This is a genomic window from Paenibacillus sp. y28, assembly GCF_037137075.1.
Classification (GTDB): domain Bacteria; phylum Bacillota; class Bacilli; order Paenibacillales; family NBRC-103111; genus JBBBNV01.
Map to the genome: position 1 here is coordinate 561,453 of NZ_JBBBNV010000001.1, position 16,052 is coordinate 577,504.

17 protein-coding genes and 1 other annotated feature are annotated in these 16,052 nt (G+C 51.4%); of the genes, 4 read left to right on the top strand and 13 right to left on the bottom strand.

Annotation, left to right across the window (positions count from 1 at the left end; translation table 11 throughout):
• Positions 1 to 46 precede the first annotated feature (46 nt).
• The 8 genes from WBG83_RS02545 to WBG83_RS02580 all read right to left on the bottom strand — a co-directional run bounded on the left by WBG83_RS02545 (position 47) and on the right by WBG83_RS02580 (position 7,307).
• A complete protein-coding gene (locus WBG83_RS02545; protein ID WP_336742390.1) occupies positions 47 to 700 on the bottom strand; it encodes a flagellar brake protein in 654 nt (217 codons plus the stop codon).
• 116 nt (positions 701 to 816) lie between these two features.
• On the bottom strand, positions 817 to 2,145 hold the full coding sequence (gene ypeB / locus WBG83_RS02550; protein ID WP_336742392.1) for a germination protein YpeB: 1,329 nt from the start codon (positions 2,143 to 2,145) through the stop codon (positions 817 to 819).
• 144 nt (positions 2,146 to 2,289) lie between these two features.
• Positions 2,290 to 2,448 (bottom strand): hypothetical protein, encoded by a 159-nt coding sequence (locus tag WBG83_RS02555; RefSeq protein ID WP_336742394.1) that lies wholly within the window; start codon positions 2,446 to 2,448, stop codon positions 2,290 to 2,292.
• Between the two features lie 41 nt (positions 2,449 to 2,489).
• On the bottom strand, positions 2,490 to 3,197 hold the full coding sequence (gene prsW / locus WBG83_RS02560) for a glutamic-type intramembrane protease PrsW (RefSeq protein WP_336742395.1): 708 nt from the start codon (positions 3,195 to 3,197) through the stop codon (positions 2,490 to 2,492).
• Positions 3,198 to 3,243: 46 nt separating this feature from the next.
• The gene (locus WBG83_RS02565; RefSeq protein WP_336742624.1) at positions 3,244 to 4,476 is read right to left on the bottom strand and encodes a Glu/Leu/Phe/Val family dehydrogenase; all 1,233 of its coding nucleotides are present in this window, start codon (positions 4,474 to 4,476) and stop codon (positions 3,244 to 3,246) included.
• Positions 4,477 to 4,505: 29 nt separating this feature from the next.
• The gene (locus WBG83_RS02570) at positions 4,506 to 6,008 is read right to left on the bottom strand and encodes a DnaB-like helicase C-terminal domain-containing protein (protein ID WP_336742396.1); all 1,503 of its coding nucleotides are present in this window, start codon (positions 6,006 to 6,008) and stop codon (positions 4,506 to 4,508) included.
• A gap of 84 nt (positions 6,009 to 6,092) precedes the next feature.
• The gene (locus WBG83_RS02575; RefSeq protein WP_336742397.1) at positions 6,093 to 6,692 is read right to left on the bottom strand and encodes a genetic competence negative regulator; all 600 of its coding nucleotides are present in this window, start codon (positions 6,690 to 6,692) and stop codon (positions 6,093 to 6,095) included.
• A gap of 288 nt (positions 6,693 to 6,980) precedes the next feature.
• Positions 6,981 to 7,307, bottom strand: coding sequence for a hypothetical protein (locus tag WBG83_RS02580; protein WP_336742398.1), 327 nt, complete (start codon positions 7,305 to 7,307; stop codon positions 6,981 to 6,983).
• Positions 7,308 to 7,483: 176 nt separating this feature from the next.
• On the opposite strand from WBG83_RS02580, the gene WBG83_RS02585 reads away from it, so the two are divergent.
• On the top strand, positions 7,484 to 8,335 hold the full coding sequence (locus tag WBG83_RS02585; protein WP_336742399.1) for a polysaccharide deacetylase family protein: 852 nt from the start codon (positions 7,484 to 7,486) through the stop codon (positions 8,333 to 8,335).
• Positions 8,336 to 8,479: 144 nt separating this feature from the next.
• Here WBG83_RS02585 and WBG83_RS02590 read toward each other — a convergent pair whose 3' ends face one another.
• Together WBG83_RS02590 and WBG83_RS02595 are read right to left on the bottom strand one after the other, a co-directional pair.
• The gene (locus WBG83_RS02590) at positions 8,480 to 8,695 is read right to left on the bottom strand and encodes a hypothetical protein (RefSeq protein ID WP_336742400.1); all 216 of its coding nucleotides are present in this window, start codon (positions 8,693 to 8,695) and stop codon (positions 8,480 to 8,482) included.
• Positions 8,696 to 8,698: 3 nt separating this feature from the next.
• Positions 8,699 to 9,289 carry a CPBP family intramembrane glutamic endopeptidase gene (locus WBG83_RS02595; protein WP_336742401.1) on the bottom strand — a complete coding sequence of 197 codons (591 nt, stop codon included), beginning with the start codon at positions 9,287 to 9,289 and terminating at the stop codon, positions 8,699 to 8,701.
• A gap of 95 nt (positions 9,290 to 9,384) precedes the next feature.
• Here WBG83_RS02595 and WBG83_RS02600 point away from each other — a divergent pair, with 95 nt between their 5' ends.
• Positions 9,385 to 10,302, top strand: a complete 918-nt coding sequence (locus WBG83_RS02600) for a hypothetical protein (RefSeq protein ID WP_336742402.1) — start codon at positions 9,385 to 9,387, stop codon at positions 10,300 to 10,302.
• 91 nt (positions 10,303 to 10,393) lie between these two features.
• On the opposite strand, the gene WBG83_RS02605 is transcribed toward WBG83_RS02600, so the two are convergent.
• Positions 10,394 to 10,720 (bottom strand): rhodanese-like domain-containing protein, encoded by a 327-nt coding sequence (locus WBG83_RS02605; protein WP_336742403.1) that lies wholly within the window; start codon positions 10,718 to 10,720, stop codon positions 10,394 to 10,396.
• A 175-nt stretch (positions 10,721 to 10,895) separates the two neighbouring features.
• Here WBG83_RS02605 and WBG83_RS02610 point away from each other — a divergent pair, with 175 nt between their 5' ends.
• Both WBG83_RS02610 and serA read left to right on the top strand, forming a co-directional pair.
• Positions 10,896 to 11,387, top strand: coding sequence for an inorganic diphosphatase (locus WBG83_RS02610; protein WP_336742404.1), 492 nt, complete (start codon positions 10,896 to 10,898; stop codon positions 11,385 to 11,387).
• 55 nt (positions 11,388 to 11,442) lie between these two features.
• Positions 11,443 to 11,685, top strand: a binding site (T-box leader).
• A 62-nt stretch (positions 11,686 to 11,747) separates the two neighbouring features.
• Positions 11,748 to 13,337, top strand: a complete 1,590-nt coding sequence (gene serA, locus WBG83_RS02615) for a phosphoglycerate dehydrogenase (RefSeq protein ID WP_336742405.1) — start codon at positions 11,748 to 11,750, stop codon at positions 13,335 to 13,337.
• Positions 13,338 to 13,493: 156 nt separating this feature from the next.
• Here serA and WBG83_RS02620 read toward each other — a convergent pair whose 3' ends face one another.
• Together WBG83_RS02620 and WBG83_RS02625 are read right to left on the bottom strand one after the other, a co-directional pair.
• Entirely contained in the window at positions 13,494 to 15,326 is a 1,833-nt protein-coding gene (locus WBG83_RS02620; RefSeq protein WP_336742407.1) for a HAMP domain-containing sensor histidine kinase, read from the bottom strand.
• The gene (locus WBG83_RS02625) at positions 15,327 to 16,043 is read right to left on the bottom strand and encodes a response regulator transcription factor (protein ID WP_336742409.1); all 717 of its coding nucleotides are present in this window, start codon (positions 16,041 to 16,043) and stop codon (positions 15,327 to 15,329) included. It lies immediately after the preceding gene.
• Between the last annotated feature and the right edge of the window lie 9 nt (positions 16,044 to 16,052).

A 16,052-nucleotide genomic window follows, 5' to 3' on the forward strand; every position in this document is an offset into this window, starting at 1 on the left:
CTCCTTGTTTTCGCATAGTATGCTTCCAGGAAACGGCACTTATTCATTATCTTTTCCGGAAATCGAGCTGTCTTTCAAAGCAGTAGCGAATCACCTTTTGCCGCTCGGCATCCGCGATTTCAGTAAACTGGAGCATCGCCAGAATACGGCCTGTCTCCAGCGGCTTCATGCGAACCAGTTCCCCCTTGAACTGCGCATGCTCAATGGTGCCGTTCTTCATGGGGAGCACAATCCAACAGGTCAAGATATCTTTAACCTGAATCGGGTTGCCGTTCTCTACGAAGAAGGATACGCCTCCCCCGCCAATATCCTCGGTTTTGGCCAAAAAGCGTATCGTATCCGACAGCTTGACCGCCACTTCCACTTCGGCGGGCACGCGCAGAAAGCTTCTCCGCTGAATTTTGCTGATTGCCGACGGGTCCGGCTTTTTAATAATGACCAGCCGCACGACATCTTCCTTGAAGCCGAGAACAACGGTTTGAAAATAATTTTTGACGCCGCCCTCCGTCAGAAAAAAAGCGCTGATTTCATCCCCGATATAGACCCGGCGGATGCGGCCGTTTTTTTCCTGCATCGGCACTTCCATGGCGATATAATTGTCGTCAATCTCGGCAATTCGGGATTTGTATTCTTTACGTGCTTCCTCCTCGTCAATGGAGTTGATCTGCATAAACAGCACGTCGTTTATTTTGGGAAGCAAAATGTAGTTCCTCCTAACCGAATCTGCATACTGCAAATTATACCATGATCCGGCGTTTAGGAAACTAAAATTTGCACGATTTCGACAAAGTTCATGTTGTTTTCCGTCGAAATCGCCTATAACCTTTCCACTTTTTCCTCAAAGCCATTGTTCGCATTGACGTAAACGCGGTAATTTCCGTCGCTCATCGATCCCGTATACTGATAGCACAGAACCTCTTCGTCCAGGTCATTTTTAATAAGCGCCAGCTGCTGTGAGCGGATTTGGAAGTTTTTATTCAGCTTCTCCCTCGCCTGCTCGGCGCTCATCACGGGCTTCTCGATGTTTCTCGGCTTGTGCTCGTGTACAAAATCAACCGCCTGCACCTGAATGACCTCGCCATTGTCCAGCGCGATCTGCAATGTAATTTTATCGGTCATAAGCAGCACGTCATCCTGTTTCGTCGCATACACAATGTTTGCCACATTGTTGTACTCGTCATAGCTGATAGCCGTCATCTCCGGATAACCGCGATCAGCCAAAAACTGATGCCCGTTGTCCTTGGCCTGATCGACCGTAAGCGTATTTCCCGTTACATCCCGGGGAGCCATGTACCAGAGCAGCTGGCCGCCCTTTTTCGAGAAATCCATCGATTTCTCTCGTCCGGTTGACGGATCTGTAACCGTGGCGCTGAAGGAGCTGTACTCCGTGCCCGGCGCATTCTCAGCTACCTGTATCGTGCCCGGATCGCTGATACCTGCGAATTTCGCGGCTTTCTCCTTGACTTCTTCCGCTGTCACGTCATTGCCGCTGAGCATTTGCAGAGAACGCTTCTGAAATACGCTGGCCATCGACGGTCCCCAGTTCAGCTCGGAGTATTCGCCGACTTTTTTATCTACCGTGGTAAAGCCGTCAATAATGACATTGTCCGCCGTGCTTTTCTCGGTGGCCATCGCCGATTCGACGTCCATCCAGCGCAGGTTGTTCGTGATTACTTTGTCTTGAACACCGCGCAGCTCGCTGGCAATTTCCTTGGATCGCTCGAATAACGAGTTCATCGTCTCGATCTCCTCCGGCGCCAGCGGCGTTTGGGATAAATCCCGGACAGAGGCGCGGTAAGTAAACTGGGACAAATTCGACAAAAACTCTTCCGTCTTATTGAACGGCAGCAGCGTCAGCGGAAGCTGGCTAATCTCACTGCGGGCCTCGCTCGTAAGCCGCCAGGCGTTAATCAGACTGCGGCGCTGGAAGTCCTGTGAGGCGGGGCTTGCAACCAGCGCCTTACCCAGCTCCCCGTTCAGCTGCTCCACATGATACGATAAATCATGGAACGCCCGCTGATATTGATTCTCCGCCTTTAACAACACTGTATTTTTTTCTTGATTGACCTGATATCCCCACAGCACTGTTCCGATCAAGGCAATCGTCATTATCGGAAACAACACCATGCTTAATCTTCTGTACATCGTCTACCGTCCCCTTTCCTTGCTTTCCATAACCTGAGCATAGTTTGGTCGACGGTTTGGCGCTTTATGCACATGTATCCATGGAAGGGAAGGGCGCCAAGCCAGAAAAAAAGAAATCCGCACGCTTTACGCGGGGATTTCTTCTTATACCGGCTCATTTTGAATATCCAAATCGTATGTATTGCCGCACAAGCACTGCTTGAAGCCCGTTTCCACCTTGCCCCGATCCTGCTTGCCGCGCAAAATGAAACGTTCGCCGCAATGCCTGCAGCGAATGGTCACCTTCATCCGCTGTCCGCTCATTTGCCAATCTTCCTTTCAGTCCAGTACGTCTTTGGTATCCATTATTGACCGCTTGAGCCCATTTTAACCTCCTCTTCACGCCGAAGCGTGTGAAGCGGCGATTCTCTATTGGCCTGATTCACTTTATACAGGCTTTTGCCCCACATAAACGCCATTAACGGCAAAATTAGCCAAATCCAATGGGTTTGGAAGCGCAGCAGGATGTAATCATACAAGCCGTGCCATAAAATCGGAAGGAACAAGGCCAGTAAAATCAATCTCCGGTGAGCTGGAGGGTTGAATTTCGCTTTCCCCAAATAATATCCCATCGTCACGCCGAATAAAGCATGGCCCGACACCGGCAGGAACGCCCGGTACAGAATAGTGGAGAAGCTGGAGTCGTTCAGAAAAATATAAATGGTATTCTCCAGTGTTGCAAAACCAAGCGAGACTGCAACCGCGTAAACAATGCCGTCATAAGGCTCGTCAAAGGCGGCCAGCTTGTAAACGATGAAATACATCACAAACCATTTCATAAACTCTTCCAGCCCCGCTGAAATAACAAAGGCGTACCAGAACGGATTTTCCGAAGTGGCCAGCACAAGCGTTCGCTGCAGTACAATTGTTGGAAAAACAAGCAATACCCCGAACAGAAATACACGCAGCACCATGTATATCGGTTCGGGCTCATACCGGTCCTTTAAGTAAAAATAGGCGAGCAGGGCAATACCTGGTGTTACGGCCGCTGTTAGTAACGCCAGCCAATCCATTCTCCTCGCCTCCTCCCCTGTCATCTCTTACAACGCGATCTGCATTTTAAATCCAGCCCCGGTAACGGGAAGCCTCCGCCATTTTGCGCACGCCGCTCATATACGCCGCAAGCCTCATATCTACTTTACGGGTCAAATGGAGCTGATATACGTTCTCGAACGAATCCTCCATTTTTTTGCGCAGCTTTGCTTCCACTTCTTCTTCCGTCCAGTAATAGCCCTGATTGTTCTGAACCCATTCGAAATAGGAAACAATAACGCCGCCCGCGCTTGCCAAAACATCAGGAACGAGCAGAATACCGTTATCGGTAAGTATTTTGGTCGCTTCCAGCGTAGTCGGTCCATTGGCTGCCTCCACAATGATCCCGGCTTTAATGCGGTGCGCGTTCTCCCGTGTAATCTGGTTCTCAATCGCTGCCGGGACGAGAATGTCGCATTCCTGCTCCAGCATTTCGCGGTTCGTAATCGTATTGCTGAATAAATTCGTTACCGTTCCGAACGAATCCCGCCGCTCAAGCAGCTCTGGAATATCCAGCCCGTCCGGGTTATAAAGCGCTCCGTTCGCATCCGAAATCCCGACAACCCTGGCGCCGGCATCATGCATAAATTTAGCCAAGAAGCTGCCCGCATTTCCGAAGCCCTGGATAATGACCCGTGCGTTATGAATAGCGATATCTTTTTTCTGCAGCGCCTTATAAATCATCATTGTAACGCCTTTGGCTGTTGCCGTTTCACGGCCATGAGAGCCGCCGAGCACAATTGGCTTCCCTGTAATAAACCCTGGCGCGTCGAATTCCCGGATGCGGCTGTACTCATCCATCATCCAAGCCATGATTTGGGAGTTGGTCATGACATCGGGAGCAGGAATATCCTTGGATGGGCCGACCACCTGGCTAATGGCCCGGACATAGCCGCGGCTGAGCCGCTCCAGCTCCCTGAACGACATTTTGCGGGGATCGCAAATAATGCCGCCCTTTCCCCCGCCATACGGCAAATCAACGATGCCGCATTTCAGGCTCATCCAGATGGATAGTGCTTTTACCTCATCTTCATTGACGTCCGGATGAAAACGGACTCCTCCCTTGGTCGGTCCGACCGCATCATTATGCTGGGCGCGATAGCCGGTAAAGATTTGCATATGTCCATCGTCCATCCGGACGGGGATGCGTACTGTAAGCAGCCGCAGCGGTTCCTTCAGCAGCTCGTACATTTCATCAGGATAACCGAGCTTGGATAAGGCCTCGCGGATAATGATTTGCGTCGAGTGCAGCACGTTCATGTTTTCGACGGTTGCCAATGCATATCACCTCAGGGCTCGTATTCTGTAAACAACACCTTATGCTCATCCAGCCGCAGGCCGATCGTGTGTAACGATCCATTACGGTTTTTGGCCAATTGCAAATGCAAGATGCTTCCGGGCTCATGCGCTCCTGTATGGAGCGGCGCAGCGCCTAGCTGCATAATCATATCAGCGGCAGCCTCAAGGGGCAGCGGCAGCGTCGTTTGCCCGTGCTCCAAAGGCAGGGCGGCAATCACCGGGCAGTTCCATTCCATCGCCCACTGCTTCAGGATAAATGCCGATTCTGCTGTACGAGTTTTGGCGGCATCGGCAAACGGGGAAATTCTGGCCAAATCGTCAATAATAATGACCGGCGCCTTTCCCGCGGAAGCAGCGATTTTCTCGATGGAGGCGGCAACCCGGTCCAGCTTCATATCCGGCGCACATTCCAGCGTCCACAGCATTTGGCTGATTTGTGCGTACTGCTTGTTAGCTTCACCGACAGCCTGGGGATCGATACGTCCATTTAATATCAGCTGCGGGGCGACGCCTAAAATCCGGGCGATGCCTCTGCACCACAGCTCGAAGCGGGTCAGATCCCATGACGCGAAAATAACCGGTGTCCCATGGCCCGCCATATAATCGGCAAGCTGTTTAAGCAGCATCGTTTTACCGCAGGACAGCTCACCCGCAAGCAAAATAAATCCCGGCTGCAGACCGCCCAGCAACGCTTGATCCAAAGCGGCGATCCCCGTTGGAATTCCGCTGGTCTGCCCGCGATGGCGCTTCATATATTCCTCTACGAATACCGTCACATTCCGGACATCCGGCGCTATCGGCGTGATCATCGCATGCTCAACCGTTTGATGCAGAAGCTGCATAAACGCCTCGAAGGGATTCGCCAGCTTGACAAATAAATCATTGATGTCCTTGACCGATTCCGGCAGGTGCACCGTGTAGATTTCATTAGCTTGTTCCTGCAGCAGATCGCTTATTCTTACACTTTCACGCCGTCCGCTCTCATCGTTGCCCAGGCAAAGAAACACGCGTCTGCCCTTCAGAAGCTCCGCATGCTGTTCTTTGAATCCGAGATGTCCGGGGACACAAACCGCCGGGATATCCACTTGATGCAGGCTCATCACGTCAAAGGGCCCGGTGCACAAAATAATGTCCTCGGTTTCTTCCAGCGCGTCTCCATTGAAAAACACATCGTCCACATTCAACAAAAATTTATATTTGGGCTCACGGTGATCAACCGCACGGCCAATGAGGTCCACCACTTGCTCCCCGCGTATGACCGGAATAATGATGCGGTTCTCGAACATCCCTGCGGGAGCTCCTCCGGCTGAGGCTACAAATCCGATCCGTCCCGGCTCATATCCAAGCCTGAAATGCTCCGCAGTGGACGGGGTAATTCCTCTTTTCTCCAGGTAGTAAAACGCTTCGTCCCGCAGCTGCTTCTGGTAAGTCGTCAGTAGCTGCTCCAAATCGAGCGAGGGCCGAAGCGAATTCATCGGGTCACTTGCTGCCATAGGTTCCTCCGTTCATGAAAAAAGAAGCATCTTGTAAAACAACGTTTACCAAGATGCTTTCCTCATTTCCATCTATAAAATTTATTATCCAAAATATTGGACCAGCTGCTTTATCGCCTCGGCTGTGAAAATCGTTTTGCCGTACTCCTGCAAAACAGCTTCGGTAACAGAAGCGGCTTCCCCGTACTCTGATAAAACGGCAATGACCGTAGCCACGCGCTGCTCCTCCAGCTCAGCAGGCTCCATTTGCAAAAACCAGCGATCCTTATAAGAATACATCGCCCCGCAAATCACGTCCAAGGCATGCAGCGCTTTGGCCGCCTGCACGACGTGCTCGAAATCGCGGAACATGTACGAAATCGTATCGCTCGTTTCGAGCGTCACTTCCATTTCGTAAACTTCTTCATCAGAATCTTCTTCCATATCGCGTGAATCGCCTCGCTGCATTCCTTTTGTTACGATGACCACCATACCTTGAGCCGGCATGGAAAACACTTCCACCGCCAGAGGGCCAGTAACATCAAATCCGAGTTCAGAATAGGCCTGTTCCATCATTTCACTGAACAGCTCATGAACCTTTGGCACTTCGCGCCACATGTCTTCTTTCTGGATGCCGCGTTCGCTCAAATCATCGAATGTAAGGAAAATCCGTATCTTATCCTGGCTTAGGCGTTCAATCTTCATGGACAGGACCTCCCTTGCAACCCTTGTTATATCAGAATATGATCGCGGACCGTAAAACGTGACCCGCTTTCATAGATTGTTAAGCACTGTCTTTTTATTGAAATAGACCGCGCTTTTTTAATGTCTATGTTAGCATTTTTTCATAAAAAATGCACTAGAAAAAACGGTTTTATACGTGTATCCTTATGTATTTGCAGAACGGTTCCCGGCGCAGCCGCCCGAATCGTCAAAAAGCCTGAAGCCGTCAGCTTCAAGGCTTTTTGAATTTGCTGCGTTTAGGCGTTGCGTTTAGGCGTGATAATTTGTCTGAGAATCCGCGCCCCTGCTTTGGGCCAGGATTTCGTCAACCTGCCGCTTCAGCTCAGGATCTCCTTGTATAAACTGCTCCACATCCGCAAGACTCTCAGAAGGCTTCGCTTCCGTTTTCACCTGAAACGGCGCGGTTTTTTTTTCGGCCTGGCGCCTCGGGCGCTTGTCATTCTCGGACCATTTATCGGTCCAGCCTTCCTTGGACATGGCTAAAGAAGATAACATCAGCTTCTTCGGTATGCGCAGGACCGCTACCGCTGCTGCCGCCCCGACAGCCCCACCAAGCAAAAATGTGCTCCACCTCATTGCTCTGGCCTCCTTTGTATTCGAAAGTCCTGTATAGTTTCAGCTGCAAAGCCCGGATACATACCTAAGAAAATCAGGCACTCCTGCCAAGCACTGTGCTTCAAGAAACATCTCTGACACGGAAAAATTATTTTACAATGAACCCAATTGATAAACAGAACAGGGGAGAGAACGAAATGAACCGCTTTATTCTCACAGCTGTGTTTCTGCTTCTTGTTGCTGCCGGCTGCAGCCAGCCGTCTGTACAGCCTCCCGCCTCGCAAGCGACGACTGTGCCTGATGCAGCGCCAAGCCCGGCGGGCGAAGCGGCGGCTCCCGCTTCGACGCCTGCCGCTTCCGCTTCGCCGGACAGTAACGGCAATACTGCAGCAGGAAAGACCGGGCAGCCTATTCCCATAAGCTATAAGATGAACGCCAATTATGATATTGTGCCTCTTGATCCGGCCGGAAATAAAAAGGTCGTGCTGCTTACCTTTGATGACGGCCCCAAAGAGAAGCAGCAAATCGACAAGCTGATCGATACACTTGACAAGCATAAAGCGAAGGCTATTTTCTTCGTCAACGGCTACCGGGTGAAGCAGAATCCGGATCTGCTCAAGCTTATTCATGACCGTGGTCAAATCATAGGCAACCATTCCTGGGACCATATTGAGCTGAAAACGGAGCCGCTTGAAAAAGTCGAAAGGCAAATCGGCGACGTGCAGGCCATCGTCAAGGAGCTTACCGGCAGCGCTCCGGTCTTTTTCAGGCCGCCAAACGGGGCGGGTGGGTCGGACACTGTCCGGTCCGTCGCGGCTTCCCATAAACTGCTGCAAATGAACTGGTCGAACGGCTCGGAGGACTGGGTCAAAAAATATCAAAACCCGGAAGGGCTTACCCAGCGCGTCATGGACCAGCTGCATTCCGGAAGCAACATCCTGATGCATGAGCTGCCGTGGACTGTAGAGGCGCTCGATCATTTACTAACCCTGTTGGAGGAAAAAGGCTACAGCTTTGTGGACCCGAGATCAATTGAAACGCCGCAGTAACCGCGGCTGGCTGAGACGGCCAACAGCACCGCAGGTTGCGACAAGCAAGCTCAATCCCTCACCTCACAGCAGCTTTTAATCATTGCCATGCTTTAAACAAGAGAACGGCCTCCTGCTCACACGCGGGAACAGAGGCCGTTTTTTTTACTCCCTGCCGGGAAGGATGTGGAAATAAAGGATGACACCAATCGTTAGCAGAACAAACGCGGACAGGATCATATATTGAAAATAGCGTGCCCACTTTTCTCCTTCGGGCGGATGTAAGGAACGGCGCGGCGGAAAGCCGTATTCTTGTTCACTGGAGAATTCGGCGGAAAATGTCTCCTTTGGATGCATTCTCTTGTTGGCCTTTCCCCTCATAGACTAATCCCTCCGGTATTTCAAAATGCAGCCCATGACAAAATCGATGAGAAAGTGAGCAAAAATCGGTGTCCATATCGTACCCGTCTGCATATAAATCCATCCTAACCCGTAGCTGATGGAAAAAACAAGCCCTGTCATAAGCCAGTGCTTTAAATACCGCAGATGCAGAGCGGCAAACAGGATACTCGTCCAATACGCCCCCCATGCGTGCTGAATCGCGCCGCGGAACAGAAGCTCCTCACAAATCGACACAATGAGGGACAAAACCGCAATATGCCATAGCGGACGGTTGCCGAACAGCCTTTCATTAATTCCCCCGTCATCAACCGCCTCTTCCGGCGCAAACCGGGACGCAATAAGGTCAACCGCCATCGCAACCGCCGCAAAGCCCGCCCCCCATAACAAAAAGTGGAACGACTCCGGAAACTGCAGCAGATGAAACGGATTTCTCCCCTGAAAAACAAGGACCAGGATGCCGATAATAACAGTAATCAGCTGCGTAAGGTAAACATTGAGGAGAAGCGCCCGATCGGAAAGCTGTTCAACTTGAACTGGGCGGATCTTGATTTTTCGAAAGTCAAATTTTTTCATTCCATATTCCCTTTTCCAGTTGATTGGCCTATACTTATAGCAAAACTTACCGAAAATACTTGAATACTAGCGCACAAAGGAGCTGAAGCAACCTCATGGACAAGCGGTTGTCACTACAAGACTATGTATTTACTCTCACCACTATGTTCTTGCTCGTCTGTGTGGCCGGCGCCTTCTTCCTCGGCTTGCGGGTCGGCACGGATCGAACAGAGGCAAAATGGTCAGAGGTCACGAAAAAATACGAAGCATCGGCAAAAACGCCCGGAGCATACGATCAACAAGTATTGGCCTCCTTTTACGATACCATCTTTTTGCGATACAGTGAATTCCAAAAAAAATGGTTCGAGCAAACGGCCGCCATTGAACGAGGCGGTTCCAAAACCGACCCGTCCGCTTTGCTGAAGGACTTGGCGAAGCTTAGCGAGGACAATTACAGCTTGATTATGAACCGTTCCATTCCCGAGACTTCGCCCTTGCTGGCCGAATCCCAGCAAAATTATTTAAAAAGCCTGAAGCTGTTCTCCGAAACGCTGAAAAAGTACCAATCCCAGGCGAACAGCCTCCAGGCCGGCACGCTTATCACCCAAATGAACGCCGATTCCTATATTGTCGAAGCCAAAAACTTCGGTCTCAAAGGACAGGCTCAATTTTATGAATCCATTGTCAAGTGGAATGAAACTGCCGATCCGGCTCTGGACGGCACGGAGCTGGCCGGATTTATGAACTTGACTGTCGCAGACTGGAGCCAAATGAATATTAATGTGAAAAATAGCTTTTCCGCCAATTGGCTGTCCTCAACCAGGCACTACACCGCCTTTTATCCGCAGGATTTGACCGCCCGCATGGACAACGTGATTCAGAGCGGCCAGGATAAAAAGCAGAATATTGCAGAAGCCGCAGGCCTGGCAGCCATGCTTGTGGAAACCGGAGCCGTCAGGCCGGGAGATTACGCAGCAGTCAAAGACCTGTACGCCGGTGAAACTCTGCCTCAGCTTCCTGTTTTTTCGAAATAAGTCGCGTCTTCCGATGCTTTAGATAGAAAGCCGATCCGTAGCGGATCGGCTTTTTGCATGGGATGCTGTTCATATCCTGCGTCCTGCAGTATCAATCGTACTCGAAGCCATCCACATATGCGGCTACCGCAGCCATGCCGCCGTCCACATTGACCGCACGATCCACGCCCTGCTGCCGCAGCCAGCCGCATACCCTATCGCTGCGAACCCCATGAGCGCAAATAATATAAAGCTGCTTTTCCTCGGGAAGCGTGGTCCATACCCCCGGAATCGTATTCATAGGAACATGCCGCGTGCCAGCCAGATGGTAATAGTCCCATTCGTGCAGCTCTCTTACATCAATAACTGCATCCGCTTCAATCTGCCCGTTCTTCCATAGCTCGGCAAACGCCGCCGGGGCAATAGTTTTGTCTGTCATGTGGCTCGCCTCCCCTTTCACTTATAGCTCAGTCTTCATTGAAGAAAAGAATAACGAATCCTGTGACAATTTTCAAGGCTGTCCATATTCTCGCTGAATTTGCCGGAAACAATGCCAGGAATACATAAACTTTGGGTTGCAGCCTTATACTTACAGGTAAAGGAGGCTCGCCATCATGTCACAGCTTGTTGTCGATGCGTTTATTGAGATTCCAACAGGAAGCCGTAACCAGTACAAGTTCGATGCCCGGCAGGGCTTTTTCCGCTTAGATCAGGTGGTGTACTCCCCGGTGTGCTATCCCGTCGAATACGGGCATGTCAAGAATACACGCGGGCTGGATGGCGATCCCCTGGACGTTCTCGTCTGGACACGCTTTCCGACCTTCCCCGGCTGTGTTATCGCTTCGAAGATTGTCGGCGTGTTAATTATGAGCGATGACAAAGGCCAAAATGAGAAGCTGCTCGGCGTACCGAAGCATGACCCTTGGTTCAGCCGGGTGAACGGCCTGGACGATTTGCCGCAGCATCTATTAAAGGAAATCTCCCATTTTTTCCAGATATACAAGGACCTTGAAAATAAAAAGAACGTCATCGAGGGCTGGGAAGACGTCAGCTTTGCCAAAACAATATACGAAGACAGCATGAAACGCGGCCAGGAGAAAAATTAATCGTTTGTTTATTGACATGGGATTATCTCACATGGTACATTGAAAAAAATTCATATTGTAAGCATTGACGGAGAAGCGTGTCATCCCATGTCTTCAGAGAGCCGGTGGCTGGTGAGAACCGGTGGCTTAAGATACACTATCCACTCCCGAGCTGCTGGCTCCGAACGAAGGCCTCCTTCCAGTAAGACCAGTCGGTTGGAACCGTTACAAGTCCAGGTCGAACAGACCGCATAAGGCCGTCAGCTCTAGCGCTGCGGTAAATTAGGGTGGTACCACGAAGTCAACTCTCGTCCCTTTTATACGCACTTGGCGTATAGGGATGGGAGTTTTTCATTTGCATCTATTGAAGGAGGAAAACAAATGTTTAAAGTGTTAGTATCTGATCCAATCAGCGATATGGGGATTCAGCAGTTGTATGATGCAGCCGATGTAGCCGTCGACAAAAAAACCGGCCTCAGTGAAGATGAGCTGGTTGCGATTATCGGTGAATATGACGCCCTCCTCGTACGCAGCCAAACCAAAGTTACCAAGCGCATCATGGAAGCCGGAAAAAATCTGAAGGTCGTTGGCCGCGCTGGTGTAGGCGTAGACAATATTGATCTTCCGGCAGCGACTCAACGGGGGATCGTCGTTATTAACGCTCCTGACGGCAATACGATTACAACCTGCGAACACACCTTTGCGATGATGATGGCGCTGGCCCGCCATATTCCGCAAGCGTATATGAAAACCGTGAACGGCGATTGGGACCGCAAATCGTTCCTCGGTGTCGAGCTTCGCAACAAAGTATTCGGGGTGCTCGGCATGGGCCGTATCGGCAGCGAGGTTGCACAGCGCGCCAAAGCGTTCGGCATGGAAATTCTCAGCTACGATCCGTTCCTCACTGAAGAACGCGCAGAGAAGCTTGGCGTGAAGCTGGCTACGGTTGACGAAATCGTACGCAACGCGGATTTCATGACGGTTCATACCCCGTTGACACCGGAAACCCGCCACATGATTGGACGGGCTCAATTCGAAGTGATGAAAAAAGGAATGCGCATCATCAACTGCGCACGCGGCGGCATCATCGATGAGTTGGCTTTGGTGGAAGCTATTGATCAAGGAATCGTTGCCGGTGCAGCCTTTGACGTATTTGAAGAAGAGCCGCCTCGTGCCGATCATCCGTTCCTGAAGCATCCCAAAATTATCGTTACCCCGCATCTGGGCGCATCGACTTTTGAAGCTCAGGAGAACGTAGCTATCGACGTATCGGAGGAAGTGCTGCACGTCCTGCGTGCCGAGCCGTTCAAAAACGCGGTAAACATGCCTCCTGTACCGAAGGATGTACTGAACAAGCTGACCCCTTACTTCACCCTGGGCGAGAAGCTCGGACGCTTCGGCGCACAGCTGGCCCAAGGCGGCGTAAAAGAAATTGTGGTTAGCTATTCAGGAGATTTGAGCGAGGTTGACACTGTTCCGCTGACCCGTTATGTGGTCAAAGGCATTCTGGCTCATCACATGGGGGATGACCAAGTCAACATCATCAACTCCATGCACCTGGCAAAACAACGCGAAATCAACATCGTCACCCAAAAGTCTACCGTTTCGGGCGGATTTACAAACCTGGTTACATTGACCCTTCGCACCAAGAACGAAGAAAAAATTGTAGCCGGTACTCTGCTGACCGGTCTTGGCGAACGTGTTGTACAAATCGAGCAATATCCGGTTGACCTCGCTCCAGAAGGCAATCTGCTGCTCGTATCCCATAACGACCGTCCGGGGATTATCGGTAAAGTCGGAACGCTGCTTGGCAATAACGATGTAAACATCGCTACCATGCAGGTTGGCCGTAAAGTAATCGGCGGCTCCGCTATCATGGTTCTTACCGTGGATAAACCGGTTTCCAAAAACGTGCTGGATGAAATGGTGAAGCTGCCAGAGCTTATCAGCGTAAAAGAAATCTTGTTCTAGACAACCAGGGCCTTTAATAAGGAGAAGCGCCATTTTACGGGCGCTTCTCTTTTTTTACTTTGGAAGGATTGTGCCCGATATCGAAACGATGTGGAAGCTCATATAAAAAAGACCGGCTGCACGCAGCATTTTGCCGCGCACAGCCGGTTTTCCATTTTATTCGTGTGTTGGTCCGGTATCAGGTAAGATGATCGAGAAGGTTGTCCCCTTCCCCAGCGCGCTGCCTACCATCGCAGTGCCTTGATGGGAATCGACGATGTTTTTGACAATGGCAAGACCGAGCCCTGTCCCCCCGGTCCCGCGTGTACGGGCCTTATCAGCCTTGTAGAAGCGTTCAAAAATATAAGGCAAATCCTCGGCCGGAATGCCTTGCCCCTGGTCTTCGATCTCCAAGAGAATCGCCGGGCGCTGCTTATGCTGCACCTGCTGGGCCCGAATCGTAATGCTTGCGCCGCCGGGCGTATGCCGGATTGCATTGTCGAGCAGGTTCGTCAGCACCTGCTCCAGACGGTCCTCATCGGCCCGCTGCAACTCAAGCGGCTCCGGCTGCATCTCCAGATGAAGCTGAATTTCCCGCTCCTTGCACAGCGCCGAAAATTTGCGGTACACCCGGCGCACGAGGCCGCTCACATCAACCTCGCGGAAATGAAGCTCCAAATGCCCGGCTTCCATACGCGCCAGATCGAGCAAATCCTTTACAAGCCGGCCCATTCGCAGCGATTCATCGTGAATGACCTGTGCCAGCTCCTGCCGTTCCTCTGGAGAAGCTGCGATATCATCCAAAAGCGCTTCGCTGTAGCCCTGCAGCATGGATAGCGGCGTTCGAAGCTCGTGGGATACATTGGCGACAAAGTCCTTGCGCAGCTTTTCCAGACGGTGCTCTTCGGTTACATCCCGCAGTACCGCAACCGCGCCGCGAACCGCATTATCGGAATACAGAGGGGCCATGACGACCGACCAGACCCCATTATGAACATGAAGCTTGGAATGAAGCTTATTGGGGTTCTCCTCCAGAATCGCCTCATACAGCGGCCGCAGCGGCTCCGGCAGCAGCGGCTCGGATTCAAAGCCTGAAACCGGGTGCTCATCGTCCGCCCATTGGATGGCGCTCCATTCCTGTACAATTTTATTGCCGAGCGGATTGGTCAGTATAATACGGCCCTGCGCGTCAAAGGTAATTACCGCATCGGCCATGCTGCTGAGAATGCTCGATAGGTTTTCTTTTTCATGATTAAGCGCATGCACCGTCTCATCTAACCGCTCTGTCATATGGTTGAAGGTGTTTGCGAGCTGGCCGATTTCATCCAGCGACAGCACGGGGACTCGCGTACTGTAATTGCCGGAAGCAATCTGGTCGGCCGCCTTCTTCATCTGCAGGAGCGGCTGCGTGATACGGCTGGATAAGAAAAAGGCAAAAAAGGTCGTCAGCAGGAAGCCGATAACAATCGCATAAATAAACAATCGCTTGAAATAGGCCTGCGTGTTCTCCAAAGGCGCCTGCTTCTGATAAATAACGACGGCGCCTGCGGCCTTAACCTTGCCCGCCGCCTCTTGCGGAACGGCAACCGCCTGATAAGGCTGGGACTCGCCGCTGACCCGGAACGCCCGCTCCACCGTTCCCCCATCAAATACTTTATCCAGCTGTGCGACCGTGAAGATTTCGGAGGCTTTCAAGCGTGCCAGGCCCCCGGATGCCGGTGAGGACACCGCAGATTCCTGAAGCTCGCTGTCCACCAGAATCATCGCCGCCTGCTGGGCTCCAAGCAGATCGTTCATCGCCTGAAAATAGCGGTCATCATTAAAATGCATTGACAATTGCTTCGAGATGTTCTGGGCCAGCTTCTGCAGCGCCTCGACCTGATCCTTGGAATTGGCGACATTGTTATCAATGAAACGGCCCAGCAGCAGGCTGTTAATAATCAGCACAAGCGCTACCAGGCCAATAATGGTAATCCATAGTTTCAGGACAACATTATTTAAATGCTTCATTTATTTCGGCACCTCAAGCTTGTAGCCGACGCCCCAAACCGTCGTAATCATCGCCGCTGCTTCCGGAGACACCTTGTTCAGCTTCTCCCGGAGCCGTTTTACGTGTGTGTCCACTGTCCGCAAATCCCCGAAAAATTCATAATTCCAAACATCCTTAAGCAAATCCTCACGGGAGAACACTTTATCCGGTGAAACTGCCAAATAGTGAAGAAGCTCATACTCCTTCGGCGTCAGCGCAATTTCGTGGCCGCCCGCGGTTACACGGTGCGCATCATGCTCGATGACCAGATGAGGGAACACAATATTGTTGCTGATGCCTTGATCCTTGGTCAAGTAAGCCGTTACCGAGGAACGGCGCAAAATGGCCTTCACCCGGTAAATCACCTCGCGCGGACTGAACGGCTTCACTACATAATCATCAGCCCCGACCTCGAAGCCCTGCACCCGGTTGGCCTCTTCCCCTTTGGCCGTCAGCATAATAACCGGCGTGGCTTTGACCTGCCGGAGCTTCGCGCACACTTCGATACCGTCCATACCCGGCAGCATGATATCAAGCAATATTAAATCAAAGTCGCTGACAGACGCTTTTTGAAGTGCGATTTCTCCGTCTTCCGCTTCCTCAATGATGTAGCCTTCCTTCTCCAAATACATCCGCAGCAGGCGGCGAATCCGTTCCTCGTCATCCACGACGAGAATATTGGCTTTCAAGTCTGACAAAGCTATCCG

Coding starts and splice junctions, on each gene's coding strand:
- ypeB (WP_336742392.1), bottom strand. CDS start 2,145: ATGTACAGAAGATTAAGCATGGTGTTGTTTCCGATAATGACGATTGCC.
- WBG83_RS02555 (WP_336742394.1), bottom strand. CDS start 2,448: ATGAGCGGACAGCGGATGAAGGTGACCATTCGCTGCAGGCATTGCGGC.
- prsW (WP_336742395.1), bottom strand. CDS start 3,197: ATGGATTGGCTGGCGTTACTAACAGCGGCCGTAACACCAGGTATTGCC.
- WBG83_RS02565 (WP_336742624.1), bottom strand. CDS start 4,476: ATGAACGTGCTGCACTCGACGCAAATCATTATCCGCGAGGCCTTATCC.
- WBG83_RS02570 (WP_336742396.1), bottom strand. CDS start 6,008: ATGGCAGCAAGTGACCCGATGAATTCGCTTCGGCCCTCGCTCGATTTG.
- WBG83_RS02575 (WP_336742397.1), bottom strand. CDS start 6,692: ATGAAGATTGAACGCCTAAGCCAGGATAAGATACGGATTTTCCTTACA.
- WBG83_RS02580 (WP_336742398.1), bottom strand. CDS start 7,307: ATGAGGTGGAGCACATTTTTGCTTGGTGGGGCTGTCGGGGCGGCAGCA.
- WBG83_RS02585 (WP_336742399.1), top strand. CDS start 7,484: ATGAACCGCTTTATTCTCACAGCTGTGTTTCTGCTTCTTGTTGCTGCC.
- WBG83_RS02590 (WP_336742400.1), bottom strand. CDS start 8,695: ATGAGGGGAAAGGCCAACAAGAGAATGCATCCAAAGGAGACATTTTCC.
- WBG83_RS02595 (WP_336742401.1), bottom strand. CDS start 9,289: ATGAAAAAATTTGACTTTCGAAAAATCAAGATCCGCCCAGTTCAAGTT.
- WBG83_RS02600 (WP_336742402.1), top strand. CDS start 9,385: ATGGACAAGCGGTTGTCACTACAAGACTATGTATTTACTCTCACCACT.
- WBG83_RS02605 (WP_336742403.1), bottom strand. CDS start 10,720: ATGACAGACAAAACTATTGCCCCGGCGGCGTTTGCCGAGCTATGGAAG.
- WBG83_RS02610 (WP_336742404.1), top strand. CDS start 10,896: ATGTCACAGCTTGTTGTCGATGCGTTTATTGAGATTCCAACAGGAAGC.
- serA (WP_336742405.1), top strand. CDS start 11,748: ATGTTTAAAGTGTTAGTATCTGATCCAATCAGCGATATGGGGATTCAG.
- WBG83_RS02620 (WP_336742407.1), bottom strand. CDS start 15,326: ATGAAGCATTTAAATAATGTTGTCCTGAAACTATGGATTACCATTATT.